11 protein-coding genes and 1 pseudogene are annotated in these 12,534 nt (G+C 61.1%); 4 read left to right on the forward strand and 8 right to left on the reverse strand.

Going from position 1 to position 12,534, the window contains the following annotated elements:
* Positions 1 to 206: 206 nt before the first annotated feature.
* The 4 genes and pseudogenes from PMI32_RS31090 to PMI32_RS15050 form a co-directional block, all read right to left on the reverse strand.
* Complete coding sequence (locus PMI32_RS31090) at positions 207 to 1,088, reverse strand: methyl-accepting chemotaxis protein (RefSeq protein WP_411737737.1); 882 nt, start codon at positions 1,086 to 1,088, stop codon at positions 207 to 209.
* Positions 1,089 to 1,115: 27 nt separating this feature from the next.
* A pseudogene (locus PMI32_RS31095) lies at positions 1,116 to 2,171 on the reverse strand (methyl-accepting chemotaxis protein); the annotation flags it as partial.
* A 108-nt stretch (positions 2,172 to 2,279) separates the two neighbouring features.
* Positions 2,280 to 3,662 (reverse strand): aminotransferase-like domain-containing protein, encoded by a 1,383-nt coding sequence (locus tag PMI32_RS15055; protein ID WP_008029283.1) that lies wholly within the window; start codon positions 3,660 to 3,662, stop codon positions 2,280 to 2,282.
* Between the two features lie 181 nt (positions 3,663 to 3,843).
* Entirely contained in the window at positions 3,844 to 4,605 is a 762-nt protein-coding gene (locus tag PMI32_RS15050) for an SDR family oxidoreductase (protein ID WP_008029284.1), read from the reverse strand.
* A 236-nt stretch (positions 4,606 to 4,841) separates the two neighbouring features.
* Here PMI32_RS15050 and PMI32_RS15045 point away from each other — a divergent pair, with 236 nt between their 5' ends.
* The gene (locus tag PMI32_RS15045; protein WP_008029287.1) at positions 4,842 to 5,846 is read left to right on the forward strand and encodes an NADP-dependent oxidoreductase; all 1,005 of its coding nucleotides are present in this window, start codon (positions 4,842 to 4,844) and stop codon (positions 5,844 to 5,846) included.
* A gap of 88 nt (positions 5,847 to 5,934) precedes the next feature.
* Here PMI32_RS15045 and pyrF read toward each other — a convergent pair whose 3' ends face one another.
* Entirely contained in the window at positions 5,935 to 6,633 is a 699-nt protein-coding gene (pyrF, locus tag PMI32_RS15040) for an orotidine-5'-phosphate decarboxylase (protein WP_008029289.1), read from the reverse strand.
* 293 nt (positions 6,634 to 6,926) lie between these two features.
* Here pyrF and PMI32_RS15035 point away from each other — a divergent pair, with 293 nt between their 5' ends.
* The 3 genes from PMI32_RS15035 to xopAW all read left to right on the forward strand — a co-directional run bounded on the left by PMI32_RS15035 (position 6,927) and on the right by xopAW (position 9,819).
* Positions 6,927 to 7,685, forward strand: a complete 759-nt coding sequence (locus PMI32_RS15035) for a response regulator (RefSeq protein ID WP_008029291.1) — start codon at positions 6,927 to 6,929, stop codon at positions 7,683 to 7,685.
* Positions 7,685 to 8,734 carry a sensor histidine kinase gene (locus PMI32_RS15030; RefSeq protein ID WP_008029293.1) on the forward strand — a complete coding sequence of 350 codons (1,050 nt, stop codon included), beginning with the start codon at positions 7,685 to 7,687 and terminating at the stop codon, positions 8,732 to 8,734. The genes PMI32_RS15035 and PMI32_RS15030 overlap by 1 nt, the downstream gene beginning before the upstream one ends.
* A gap of 236 nt (positions 8,735 to 8,970) precedes the next feature.
* Positions 8,971 to 9,819, forward strand: coding sequence for a XopAW family type III secretion system calcium-binding effector (xopAW, locus tag PMI32_RS15025; protein WP_008029295.1), 849 nt, complete (start codon positions 8,971 to 8,973; stop codon positions 9,817 to 9,819).
* Between the two features lie 107 nt (positions 9,820 to 9,926).
* Here xopAW and PMI32_RS15020 read toward each other — a convergent pair whose 3' ends face one another.
* The 3 genes from PMI32_RS15020 to PMI32_RS15010 form a co-directional block, all read right to left on the reverse strand.
* The gene (locus tag PMI32_RS15020) at positions 9,927 to 10,982 is read right to left on the reverse strand and encodes an AI-2E family transporter (protein ID WP_008029297.1); all 1,056 of its coding nucleotides are present in this window, start codon (positions 10,980 to 10,982) and stop codon (positions 9,927 to 9,929) included.
* A 72-nt stretch (positions 10,983 to 11,054) separates the two neighbouring features.
* On the reverse strand, positions 11,055 to 11,861 hold the full coding sequence (locus PMI32_RS15015; RefSeq protein ID WP_008029299.1) for a DUF4892 domain-containing protein: 807 nt from the start codon (positions 11,859 to 11,861) through the stop codon (positions 11,055 to 11,057).
* Between the two features lie 8 nt (positions 11,862 to 11,869).
* The gene (locus PMI32_RS15010; RefSeq protein WP_008029301.1) at positions 11,870 to 12,529 is read right to left on the reverse strand and encodes a glutathione S-transferase family protein; all 660 of its coding nucleotides are present in this window, start codon (positions 12,527 to 12,529) and stop codon (positions 11,870 to 11,872) included.
* Between the last annotated feature and the right edge of the window lie 5 nt (positions 12,530 to 12,534).

Genomic DNA, 12,534 nt, shown 5'->3' on the forward strand with positions numbered 1-12,534 from the left:
GGAGCGAGGGCATGCCGAGCCACAGCGAGGCACCGAACGAAAGGGGCAAGAGCGCTTGGTTACTTGGCGCTTCTCCAAGTGACTCGCCGTAAGGGCGAAACCGTGAGCGGCCGTTACACCAAGAACGGATATGTACACCAACAAGAGATAGGTCGGCTGTCAGGCCGCCATCGCCAGCAAGCCAGCTCCTACAAGGGCCAGACCGATCAGAGCCGGAAATGCCCGACCATCCCCTTCAACTCAACCCCCAACTGCGCCAACTCGATACTCGACGCCGCATTCCCCTGCATCGCCAACGAAGACTGATCCGCACTCGCACGAATACTGGTCACACTGCGGTTGATCTCCTCCGCCACGGAACTCTGCTCCTCCGCAGCCGCTGCAATCTGCTGGTTCATCTGCTGAATCAACGACACCGCCGCTGCAATACTGCCCAAGGCACTTTCGGTCTGAAGCGCATCACTGACCGCCAGTTTCACCAATTCGCCACTGCTCTGAATCTGATGCACCGACGACTGCGCCGCCGAACGCAAGGCGCTGACCAGACGTTCAATCTCCTCGGTCGATTGCTGGGTCCGCTTCGCCAGCGCCCGCACTTCATCGGCGACCACCGCAAACCCCCTGCCCTGCTCGCCAGCCCGTGCCGCCTCGATGGCCGCGTTCAGCGCCAACAGGTTGGTCTGCTCAGCCACACTCTTGATCACGCTGAGCACCGTGCCGATATTCTGAATCTCCGCACTCAGGCTCTCGATGCTGGAACTGGCCGAGGACGCCGAGTCGGCCAGCTGCTCGATCCGCGCCATGCTCTGGCGCACCACCACCTGGCCACTTTCGACCTTGTCGTCCGCCGTCTGCGCAGCCTGGGCAGCTTCTTCCGCGTTACGTGCAACATCGTGCACGGTGGCGGTCATCTGGTTCATTGCAGTTGCGACCTGCTCGGTTTCTTCTTTCTGACTGCTGACTTCAAGATTGGTCTGTTCGGTCACCGCCGACAGCGATTGCGCGGAACTGGCCAATTGTTCGATACCCGCCTGCAAACCGCTGACAATGCTGCTGAGCCCCGCGCCCATTTGCTGCATGGCCTGCATCAGTTGGCCGATCTCGTCCCGACGGGTCACTTCAACCGTCGCACTCAAATCGCCCGCGGCAATCTGCTGAGCCACACGGATAACACTGCGCAACGGCCCCACGATCAATCGGGTAATCACCCACGCCGCGATCAGCCCGACCAGCAAGGCCAGGGCCGATGAACCGATAATCAGCAGCGAATTCTTTTTCAGCTCGGTCTGCATCGACTGGTCTTCGGCGACATAGGCCTGATCCACCCGTTCCACCACCTGCGCGGCGCGCTGATGCAGCTGTTCATAGACGGTTTTTTCCTGCGCCAGCAGGCCGGTGTACTCGGCAAGTTTTTCGCTGAAACCGCCAATGTGCCCGACCACCTCATTGAGGACCGTCTGATAGCCCTCGTCCTTGACCGTGGTTTTCAACTGCTCGGCCTGAGCCAGCGCCTGATCAGCCTGTTCGATCTTGCCCTGGCTGGCACTGTCATCGCCCTTGCGGCTCTGGTCCAGACGCACGCGCGCCTCGTTCATGGCTTGCAACATCAGCCGCGATACCTGGCTGACCTGATTGGCCTGTTCGATGAACTGGCTACCGTCCTTGCCCTCGGAGTCCTTCAAGGTATAAGCGCCATCGTCGGCGAGACCGGCCTGCAACACATCAAGGTTGTTCGCGACGCTGGACACTGACCAACTGGCCATTTCCAGCGCCAGGTCCTTGGCCTGACTCAGCGAGACAAATTCGTCAAACGCCTTGCGGTAAGCTCCCAGCGATTGCTCGACGTCGTTCATCACCGGAACGTTGGCCGGTGATTGCGCCTTGAGCTGGTTCGCCAGGACAACCAGGCCTTCAACGCCCTCGTGCAACGCAGTGACGATTTTCGGGTTGCCGTGCAAGGCGTATTCCTGCTCAAGCAACCGCACCTTGAGCAGGCCACTGTTGAGCGACGACATCTGTTTGAGCCCGTCGAAGCGCTGGCTGATGGTTTGCAGGGACCATACGCCGATGGCCGCCACCAGGGCTGTCAACAGCAGCACCAGCAGAAACCCGACACCCAGTTTTTTTGCCATACCGAGGTTGGCAAAACGTCCTTGCACGGCCGAAATCATTGCACTTAGTCCCCTGACATAGTCTGTTAACGCAGATTCGCAACGGGCCTGTGTCAACACAAGTCTCTGGCGTCGGAATAATGGCAAAAAGCTACGCCAACGTCGTTTTCAGAACGTTTGAGGTCGATTCAAAGCGGTGGCCTGAAAAAACGCCCGGGCTCGCGGATCACAGGCATAGGCCACATTGATACGCTGCCAGTCACCGGTCTCGCCGGCGGGACTGAAGGCTGTCGCGCAAGACAGCAGGACACCGTAGCGCCGAGCCTGAATCCGCAGGTGAGCGTAGTCGGACTTGCGCGATCGCGCCCAGATGAACAGGCCCCCGACGGGTTTGCCAAAGACCTCCCACTCGGCGTCTTCCAGCATCTGCAATGCGGCCTCTCGGTCACCGCTCAGACGCTGCCGCAGGCGCAGCACCAACTTGCGATAGGCACCGCTCGCCAACAGGCAGGCCAGCACCGACTCGCAAAACCCGGAAGTACCCAGGCTGCTGATCCTCTTGACCTCGGCCAGCCTTGAAATGATTTCCGCGCCAGCCACTACAAAGCCGACCCGCAACGAACTGCTGAGAATCTTGGAATAGCTGCCGAGGTAAATCACGTTGTCATCGGTCTCCAGGGCAGCGAGCCGCACGCCCGGGCCACTGTGCAAGTCCGCGTAGACATCGTCTTCGATCACCAGCGCGCCATGGGTTTTCGCCAGTTGCAGGACCCGCTCCGCCACCGCCGGCGCCAGGCTGCTGCCCGTCGGGTTGTGATAGAAACTGTTGATGAACAATGCCCGGGGCTTGTTCTCCTTCAGCAGTACCGTGAGCGTTTCGATGTCCGGCCCGCGCGGCGTGCGCGGTACTTCGAGCATGTTGACACCGCGCAGCCTGAGCAACTCGAACAACAAGGAATAACCGGGGCTTTCCACCACCACGCAATCGCCTGGCTTGAGCAAGGTGCGCACAATCAGGTCAAGCCCCTGACTGGCGCCCGCCGTTGTCATGATTCGACTTTCTTCTGCGGCGATATCCAGCAGCCTCAGGCGCTTGAGGATTTGCTGACGCAACGCCCGCAAACCCAGCGGCGTGCTGTAGTTGAACAGCGCAGCCATGTCCGTGCGGCTGACCTCACGGATCGCGTAGCTCAGGTCGTCGGTTTCACGCCAGCTTTCGGGAAGCACGCCACTCCCCAGCGGCAGCTCACCTTCCCTGCTGCGTGAATTTACTTCTGTACCTTCTGACCACGGCGAGTCCGCAGCGACCAATGCCGGGGTTGCGACGACGAACCCCGCGCCATGACGTGGCACCAGCATGCCTTGAGCCACCAGCCGCTCACAGGCCTCAACGACGCTGGTCTGACTGAGCAAGTTGACCCGTGCGATTTGCCGCGCAGAAGGCAAACGCGTCCCCGGCTCTATTTCGCTCTGACGCAGCCAGCAAGCCAGCGCGTCGACGATTTGCTGTACGACCGGCACCATTGCCTGTCGATCGATTCTCAATTCCATGAGCAAGCAAACTCCTGTTCGTTTCGCGGAAAACAGTTAATCACAGCAACGCGGGATGGGCTGTGCGACAACGCCGCCAAAACTCACGGATCTAACCATTTGAAACACATTGCCCGAGCCATTCCCCAGGCAAAAAAAAACCCGCATACGTGCGGGTTTTCTTGCGGTGCATGACCCGGCTTCAGAACGCCGTGACGCCACCGTCCACCGCCAGCGAATGACCGGTGGTGAACGCGGCACCGTCGCTGCACAGGTACAGCACGGCACTGGCGATTTCTTCGACCTTGCCGATGCGACCCACCGGGTGCATGGCGCTGGCGAATTCGCCCTTCTTCGGATCCGCTTCATAGGCGCGGCGGAACATGTCGGTGTCGATCACCGCCGGGCATACCGCGTTCACGCGAATCTTTTTCTTGGCGTATTCGATTGCCGCCGACTTGGTCAGGCCGATCACCGCGTGCTTCGACGCCGCATAGATGCTCATCTTCGGCGCGGCACCGAGGCCAGCCACCGACGCCGTGTTGACGATCGCACCACCGCCCTGAGCCTGCAACAACGGCAGCTGATACTTCATGCACAGCCAGACGCCTTTGACGTTGACGCCCATGATCGCGTCGAATTCGTCGACCGTGCCTTCGGCCAGTTTGCCTTTCTCGATTTCGATGCCCGCGTTATTGAAGGCGTAGTCGAGACGGCCGTAGGTATTCACCACTTCGTCCATCAGATTTTTTACATCGCTTTCCAGGGTGACGTTGCAACGCACGAAGGTCGCTTCGCCGCCCGCCGTACGAATCAGCGCCACGGTGCCTTCACCGCCTGCGGTGTCCATGTCGGCCACCACCACTTTCAACCCTTCGGCGGCGAACGCTTGGGCGGTCGCGCGGCCGATACCATTGGCGGCGCCCGTGACTACAGCGACCTGGCCGGAAAACGTCATGCTCATTGTGATGCCCTCGAAGTGAAGAATGTGCAAGTTAGCGTGCGACCAGTCTAGCCACAGGCACGACCCGCGCGGCAGCACTATCAGAAGCCCGGTTAAGTGGCCATGAGTTGCAGTGATAAAACCACCGGACCGACTATCACTGCACTGGATCGATGTGCATTCGCCGCATCAGCCAAACTTGCGGGGTCGTCCATGAAGGTCTATCAACAAGGCTTCATTCATCTTGAGTGCCTGTCATGACTACCCAGACCAATCGCCAGTTCCTGCTCGCCAAACGTCCGGTGGGCGCGGCGACCCGCGAGACATTTACCTATCAGCAAGTCCCGGTCGGCGAACCGGCCGCGGGTCAGATCCTGGTCAAAAACGAATACCTGTCCCTGGACCCGGCCATGCGTGGCTGGATGAACGAGGGCAAGTCCTACATCCCGCCGGTCGGTATCGGCGAAGTCATGCGCGCACTGGGTGTAGGCAAAGTCGTGGCGTCCAGCCATCCGGGGTTTACGGTCGGGGACTACGTCAACGGCGCCCTGGGTGTGCAGGATTACTTCCTCGGCGAGCCGCGTGGCTTCTATAAAGTCGATCCGAAACTGGCACCGCTGCCACGTTACTTGTCCGCGCTGGGCATGACCGGGATGACGGCCTACTTCGCCCTGCTCGATGTCGGCGCACCGAAGGAAGGTGACACCGTGGTGCTTTCCGGCGCGGCCGGTGCGGTAGGCAGCATCGCCGGGCAGATCGCCAAGATCAAAGGCTGCCGCGTGATCGGCATCGCGGGCGGTGCGGACAAGTGCAAGTTCCTGATCGACGAACTGGGTTTTGACGGTGCCATCGATTACAAGAGCGAAGACGTCGTCGCCGGCCTCAAGCGCGAATGCCCGAAAGGTGTGGACGTGTATTTCGATAACGTCGGCGGCGATATTCTCGACGCCGTGCTGAGCCGTCTCAACCTGAAGGCACGGGTGGTGATTTGCGGCGCCATCAGTCAGTACAACAACAAGGAAGCCGTCAAAGGGCCGGCCAACTATTTGTCGCTGCTGGTTAACCGCGCACGCATGGAAGGCTTTGTGGTGATGGACTACGCCGCGCAGTTCGCAGCGGCCGGGCAGGAAATGGCCGGGTGGATGGCCAAGGGGCAGCTCAAGAGCAAGGAAGACATTGTCGAAGGGCTGGAGACGTTCCCGGAGACGCTGATGAAATTATTCAGCGGCGAGAATTTCGGCAAGTTGGTGCTGAAGGTTTAACACCAACCTTTGTAGGAGCCGGCTTGCCGGCGATGGCGTCGCCGCGGTGGTTCAGGTAGACCGCGGTGATGCTATCGCCGGCAAGTGATTACGCGATTTCGGCTACGACGTCAGCCAACGCCTTGGCCGGATCCGCCGCCTGGCTGATCGGACGGCCGATCACCAGGTAATCGGAACCGGCATCCAGTGCCTGACGCGGCGTCAGAATGCGGCGTTGATCGTCCTGGGCGCTGCCCGCCGGACGAATCCCCGGGGTCACCAGTTGCAACGACGGGTGAGCCGATTTCAAGGCCTGGGCTTCCAGCGCCGAGCACACCAGACCGTCCATCCCGGCTTTTTCCGCCAGCGCAGCCAGGCGCAACACTTGCTCCTGCGGTTCGATGTCCAGACCAATGCCCGCCAGATCTTCACGCTCCATGCTGGTCAGCACGGTCACGCCAATCAGCAGCGGTTTCGGACCGGAACGCTGATCGAGCACTTCACGACAAGCCGCCATCATGCGCAGACCACCGGAGCAGTGCACGTTGACCATCCACACGCCCATTTCCGCCGCGGCTTTTACCGCCATGGCGGTGGTGTTCGGGATGTCGTGGAACTTGAGGTCCAGGAACACTTCGAAACCCTTGTCGCGCAAGGTGCCGACGATTTCCGACGCGCAGCTGGTGAACAGTTCCTTGCCGACTTTGACCCGGCACAGTTTCGGGTCCAACTGGTCGGCCAGCTTCAGTGCGGCGTCACGGGTGGGGAAATCCAGGGCGACGATGATAGGAGTCTGGCAGACGGACATGTGCGGGCTCTCAGGCAGGACGAAATCGGCGCGCATTGTAGCGGAACCAGCGCGGCTGCGGGACCCGATGATCGGTAAATCGTCGTCGGCGCTCAGCCAAGCCTAGCCCTTTCGCCGATTGTGTCGAGACCGATACACTCACGACACGCCCACAACACCCTTCCCCGCTACCCTCGGCAGCCGCAACACGTCCTTACAGCACTTCCCGCCTCCGGGCCGGACGCCTATGCTGAAGCCACAACCTCGCAGCCCATCTTTGTGGTTGGCAGCCTACCTGGCAGATGAACGCACGCATGCACAACACCCACGCACCTGTGAACGACGATCAAAAAGCGCCCGGCGACGACAAACGCTGGAGCATTCGCGCCCTGATCGTCGACGATGACGTCCCGATCCGCGAACTGATGATCGACTACCTGGCCCGCTTCAACATCCACGCCAGCGGCGTCACCGATGGCGCGGCCATGCGCCTGGCGCTGCAAGCGGAGCATTTCGACGTGGTGGTGCTCGACCTGATGCTACCCGGCGAAGACGGTCTGTCGCTGTGCCGCTGGTTGCGCGCCGAATCGGACATTCCGATCCTGATGCTCACCGCGCGTTGCGAACCCACCGACCGGATCATCGGCCTGGAACTGGGCGCCGACGATTACATGGCCAAACCGTTCGAACCACGGGAGCTGGTCGCACGGATTCAGACCATTCTGCGTCGGGTGCGCGACGACCGCACCGAACAGCGTGCGAATATTCGCTTCGATAACTGGCGCCTGAACAGCGTGCTGCGCCAGTTGATCGCGGCGGATGGCCTGGTGGTGCCGCTGTCCAACGCCGAGTTCCGTTTGCTCTGGGTGTTCATCGAACGTCCGCGTCGTGTGCTCAGCCGTGAACAATTGCTGGATGCGGCGCGCGGTCGATCGATAGAAGCCTTTGATCGCAGCATCGACCTGCTGGTTTCGCGTCTGCGCCAGAAACTCGGGGACGACCCGAAAGCACCACAGCTGATCAAAACCGTTCGCGGCGAGGGTTACCTGTTCGACGCACGAGACATCGGCTGATGCGTGCGCGCTTCGATACGCTGTTCGGTCGCCTGTTTGGCGTGCTGCTGGTGGCGATCATCCTGGCGCATCTGCTGGCGTTTGCCTGGTTTCATCATTACGGCCCACCTCCGCCGCCGCCCCCGCCCGAGTTCGCCCAAGGCTTCGACGGACCACGCCCGCCGCCGGACCCGCGTTTCGAAAACCGGCCACCACGGCCATGGTTCGGCGGGCCACTGGTGCCACTTACCTTCCAGCTGATTTCGCTGATCATCGCCGCCTGGTACGGCGCCAAACTGTTGAGCCGGCCGATCCAGCGCCTGAGCGACGCCGCCGAGCGCCTGAGCGAGAACCTCGACAGCCCGCCGCTGGATGAGTCCGGCCCACGGGAGGCCCGGCAAGCGGCCTACACCTTCAACCTGATGCAAAAACGCATTATCGAACAGATGCAGCAGCGTTCGCGAATGCTCGGCGCGGTGTCCCACGACCTGCGCACGCCGCTGTCACGCCTCAAGCTGCGACTGGAACAGATCGACGACGACAAGCTGCAAGGCCAGATGCGCCAGGATCTGGACGACATGATCAGCATGCTCGACGCCACCCTCACCTACCTGCACGAGCAGCGTACCAGTGAGGCACCGCAGTGGATGGACGTGCAGGCGCTGGTCGAATCCTTGAGTGAAAACGCCCAGGACCAGGGTTGCGATGTGCAGGCCAACGGCCATTGCGCACCGCTGCAGGTTCAACCGATGGCCCTGCGTTCATGCATCAACAATCTGCTGGATAACGCGCTGCGTTATGCCGGGCAGGCGCAGATCGTGCTTGAGGACAATCGCGAACACCTGGTGATTCGGGTCATCGACCATGGGCCGGGGATTGCGGCAGATAAACGTGAAGCCGTGTTTGAACCGTTCTTCCGCCTGGAAGGTTCGCGCAACCGCAACTCCGGCGGTGTCGGTCTGGGCATGACCATTGCCCGTGAGGCGGCTGAACGATTGGGTGGGCAATTGAATCTGGAAGAAACGCCTGGCGGCGGTTTGACCGCCGTTATCTGGCTACCCCGCACCTGAATCTCCCCATAAATCCACTGTGGGAGCGGGCTTGCTCGCGAAAGCGGTGGGTCAGTCAACATCAATGCTGAATGATCCACCGCTTTCGCGAGCAAGCCCGCTCCCACAGGTTCTGAGTCTGACCTGAGACCTGTGTGTACCAATCGGTACAAACCCCACATACCTACGACAACTTGCTCCTTGAGGCTGCATAAGCCGGTGCACCCACCGGTTTTCCATTCCAGGGAGTGAGCCCAATGATCGGTAGCGTCAGCAACTACACGAGCTATACCAGCACCAGCAGCACCACAACCAGCAATGCTCGCAGCCAGCAATTCCAGAAAGAACTGCTCGCCAGGCTCGACACCAACAGCGACGGTTCGGTAGACCAGGACGAGCTCACCAGCGCTCTGTCACAGAAAACCGAGGACGGTCTGCTGGTCAGCCTGAGCAAGAACTTCGCCGATCTGGACAGTGACGACAGTGGCAGCCTGAGCAGCGAAGAAATGGCTGCGATGGCACCACCGCCACCACCGCCGCGTGATCAGGCACCGAACACCGAACTGGCCGACGCGCTGATCAGCGCACTGGACACCGACAGTGACGGCGCCATCAGCAGCGATGAGCTGGCCAGCGGCCTGACCAACGCCGGCAGCAATGCCGACAGCACAGAGATTTTTTCGGCGCTGGATAAAAACGAAGACGGCGTCGTCAGCAAGGACGAACTCGCCGCCAGCCTCGCCCCGCCGCCGCCACCGCCGCAACAGGTGTCCAGTGACGAATTGTTCAGCCAACTCGACGCGGACAGCGACGGCAGTGTCAGCGCCAGTGAATTGAGCAGTGCGTTGCAGGCCAGCAGCACTTCAACCACCAGCAGCGACACCAGCGCCGCGTTGCTCAAGGTGCTGGACAGCGACAGCAGTGGCGGCGTCAGCAGCGACGAATTGGAAGCCGCGCTGCAGGCCGGTCGCGAGAAAAACAGCAACAGCGCAACCGATCAGGCGAGCGTGACGGAAGCGCTGAACAAAATGATCGCCAACCTGAGCAAGCAGTACTCGCTCGACAAGGTGGCGACGGTAGGCAAGTACCTTAACGTCACAAGCTAATTGTAGGAGCCGGCTTGCTGGCGATCGCATCACCGCGGTGTTTCAGGTGAACCACGGTGATCCGATCGCCAGCAAGCCGGCTCCTACAATTGATCGTGGTCGGCCATTCACGGTCGGCGATCTTCCACCCGCGCCTGACTCTTGCTCCAGTCGGTCAACAGGCTGTACGCCACGGCCAGCAACGTCGGTCCGATAAACAGGCCGATGAACCCGAACGCAATCAACCCGCCAAACACGCCCAACAGCACGATCACCAACGGCAAATTGCCGCCACGACTGATCAGGTAAGGCTTGAGCACGTTGTCGACCCCGCTGATGATGAACGTCCCCCACATTCCAAGGAACACCGCCATCCCGTATTCGCCCTTCCAGGCGAGCCACGCCGTGGCCGGAATCCACACCAGCGGTGGCCCCATGGGAATCAGGCTCAGCAAGAAGGTGACGATGCCCAGTACCAGCGCCCCCGGCACCCCGGCAATCAGGAAGCCGATCAGCGCCAGCACCGCTTGCGCCGCCGCAGTCCCGATCACGCCATTCACCACCCGTTGCACCGTACCCGCCACCAGTTCGATGTAGTAACCGGCGCGGTCACCGATCAACCGTTGCAGCAGCCCATGGACAAACGCCGCCAAACGCGGCCCGTCCCGGTAGAAAAAGAACACGAACACAATGCTGAGTGTCAGCTCGAGAATGCCGCCGCCAATCTGTGCACTGCGCGCCAGCAACCAGTTGCCGACCTGCCCCAGATAAGGTTTGAGCGACACCATCATCGCCGCGCCCTGCTGATCGATGCTGTTCCAGATCACCACCAGACGCGCGCCTACCAAAGGAATACTGCCCAGCCATGTCGGCGCCTCGGGCAGGCCATCCATCTGCACGTCCTTGATGAACGCCGTGGCATCACGCACATGGTCCGCGAGGTTGAAACCCAACCACACCAGCGGCACCGCCACCAGCAACATCCAGCCGAGGGTCAGCAATGCCGCCGCCAGGGATTCTCGGCCATTGAGCCAACGGGTCAGCAAGCGCATCAGCGGCCAACTGGCGAACGCAAGCACCGCGCCCCAGAACATGGCCGACCAGAACGGCGCCATCACCCAGAAGCTCGCGCCAAACAGCACCAGCAGCAGGATCTGCACCAACAGTCGATCGTTATTGATCATCCACGTCTCGAAAAAATGTCAGTCAGCCAATAAGAGTAGGCGAACGCGGCAAGCACGTCCGCCTGCCACAGCTTATCGCAACAGTTCGATGTGCAGGCCAGAGCCTTCGACGCTGCCGGTTTCCATCCTGGCCGTACGCACACCCTGGCCGATCAGGGCCTGACGCCAGGCTTCGGCCTTCGGCCCGGACACACTGACCCGCAACGTGGTGTCCAGGTTCAGTCCACGGGAGATCAGGCGCAGCCAGGTATCGTCAGGGTCGCCGGTCAGCTTGGGGAAATCGAGCTCGCCGGTGCTCTTGAGTTCTCGAAGCAAGGTCGCGGAAGTCGGCAGCAAATCCCCCAGCGGTGCTGCGGCGTCGAACTGCTCGACGTGCAAATAGGCTTTGCGGTTGCCGCGAGTGATGCTGTAGAGCGCCACCAGGGTGTTGTCCCGCGGCGCCGCCAGACGCAACAACAGGTAGGCCTGCTGATCGTCGGCCCCATAGAGCTTGGCATTGCCGAAGACCTCATTGGCCCACAGGCTGCTCTCGCCGCAATCGCGGGCCTGGCACCAGAACAGCAACTGGGCGTCCTGCTTCTGCAAGGCTTCGCGAGCGGCCGTGAAGGCTTCGGTGGAGGAATGCTCCGCAGGCAGCTCGTAGGTCACCGAGGTGGTTTGGCCGCGGGCGCTGACCTGACCGTCGAAACGCAACTGCCCGCTGATCTTGCGGATCGAGCCCAACGGGTAGATCCGCTCGAGTTCAGCCGTGGGGCGATAGTCGACGATCTGCGAATCGGCCAGGCGCGGCACGATTGGCAGGTCCTGACTGCCCGGCACATCGGCGGCAAACAGCGAAGGACTGAAACAACACAGCATTAGCAGACTGAGTGATCGCATGGACAGGCTCATCGGATCAGCATGGCCTGGGCACCCTTGACGACACTGGCGTCGTCGATGCGCTCGGGCACCAGCAAACCGCGCTGCACCGCCGGGCGCGCCGCCATCGTCGCCATCCAGCGTTGCAATGCAGACAAGCCGTCCACTGCCACACCGGACCACTCGTGACCACGGACCCACGGATAGGTCGCGATGTCGGCAATGCTGTATTCGTCCGCCAGAAACTCTACGTCTTGCAGGCGCGTGTCGAGCACTTCATACAGGCGTCGGGTTTCATGCTGATAACGGTCGATGGCGCCCTGGAGCTTTTCCGGAAAGTAACGGAAAAACACATTGGCCTGGCCCTGCATCGGACCGATTCCACCCATCTGGAACATCAGCCACTGCAGCACCACCGAGCGCCCCTTCGGGTCCTTGGGCAACAGCTTGCCGCTCAGTTCTGCCAGATAAATCAGGATGGCGCCGGATTCGAACACGGCAAAATCGCCGTTGGCGCGATCGACAATCGCCGGGATCCGGCCATTGGGGTTGATCTTGAGGAAGTCCGCGGACTTCTGTTCCTTTTTGTCGAAACTCAGGGCGTGCACCGTGTAGGGCAGGCCGAGTTCCTCGAGCACGATAGAGACCTTGTGGCCATTCGGGGTCGCAGCGGTGTAGAGATCTATCATGGTTG

The organism is Pseudomonas sp. GM60 (assembly GCF_000282415.1).
GTDB classification, from domain to species: Bacteria; Pseudomonadota; Gammaproteobacteria; order Pseudomonadales; family Pseudomonadaceae; genus Aquipseudomonas; species Aquipseudomonas migulae.

Excerpts from the sequence above, each read along its gene's own strand:
- PMI32_RS31090 (WP_411737737.1), bottom strand. The coding sequence starts at position 1,088 with ATGCAGGCCATGCAGCAAATGGGCGCGGGGCTCAGCAGCATTGTCAGC.
- PMI32_RS15055 (WP_008029283.1), bottom strand. The coding sequence starts at position 3,662 with ATGGAATTGAGAATCGATCGACAGGCAATGGTGCCGGTCGTACAGCAA.
- PMI32_RS15050 (WP_008029284.1), bottom strand. The coding sequence starts at position 4,605 with ATGAGCATGACGTTTTCCGGCCAGGTCGCTGTAGTCACGGGCGCCGCC.
- PMI32_RS15045 (WP_008029287.1), top strand. The coding sequence starts at position 4,842 with ATGACTACCCAGACCAATCGCCAGTTCCTGCTCGCCAAACGTCCGGTG.
- pyrF (WP_008029289.1), bottom strand. The coding sequence starts at position 6,633 with ATGTCCGTCTGCCAGACTCCTATCATCGTCGCCCTGGATTTCCCCACC.
- PMI32_RS15035 (WP_008029291.1), top strand. The coding sequence starts at position 6,927 with ATGCACAACACCCACGCACCTGTGAACGACGATCAAAAAGCGCCCGGC.
- PMI32_RS15030 (WP_008029293.1), top strand. The coding sequence starts at position 7,685 with ATGCGTGCGCGCTTCGATACGCTGTTCGGTCGCCTGTTTGGCGTGCTG.
- xopAW (WP_008029295.1), top strand. The coding sequence starts at position 8,971 with ATGATCGGTAGCGTCAGCAACTACACGAGCTATACCAGCACCAGCAGC.
- PMI32_RS15020 (WP_008029297.1), bottom strand. The coding sequence starts at position 10,982 with ATGATCAATAACGATCGACTGTTGGTGCAGATCCTGCTGCTGGTGCTG.
- PMI32_RS15015 (WP_008029299.1), bottom strand. The coding sequence starts at position 11,861 with ATGCGATCACTCAGTCTGCTAATGCTGTGTTGTTTCAGTCCTTCGCTG.
- PMI32_RS15010 (WP_008029301.1), bottom strand. The coding sequence starts at position 12,529 with ATGATAGATCTCTACACCGCTGCGACCCCGAATGGCCACAAGGTCTCT.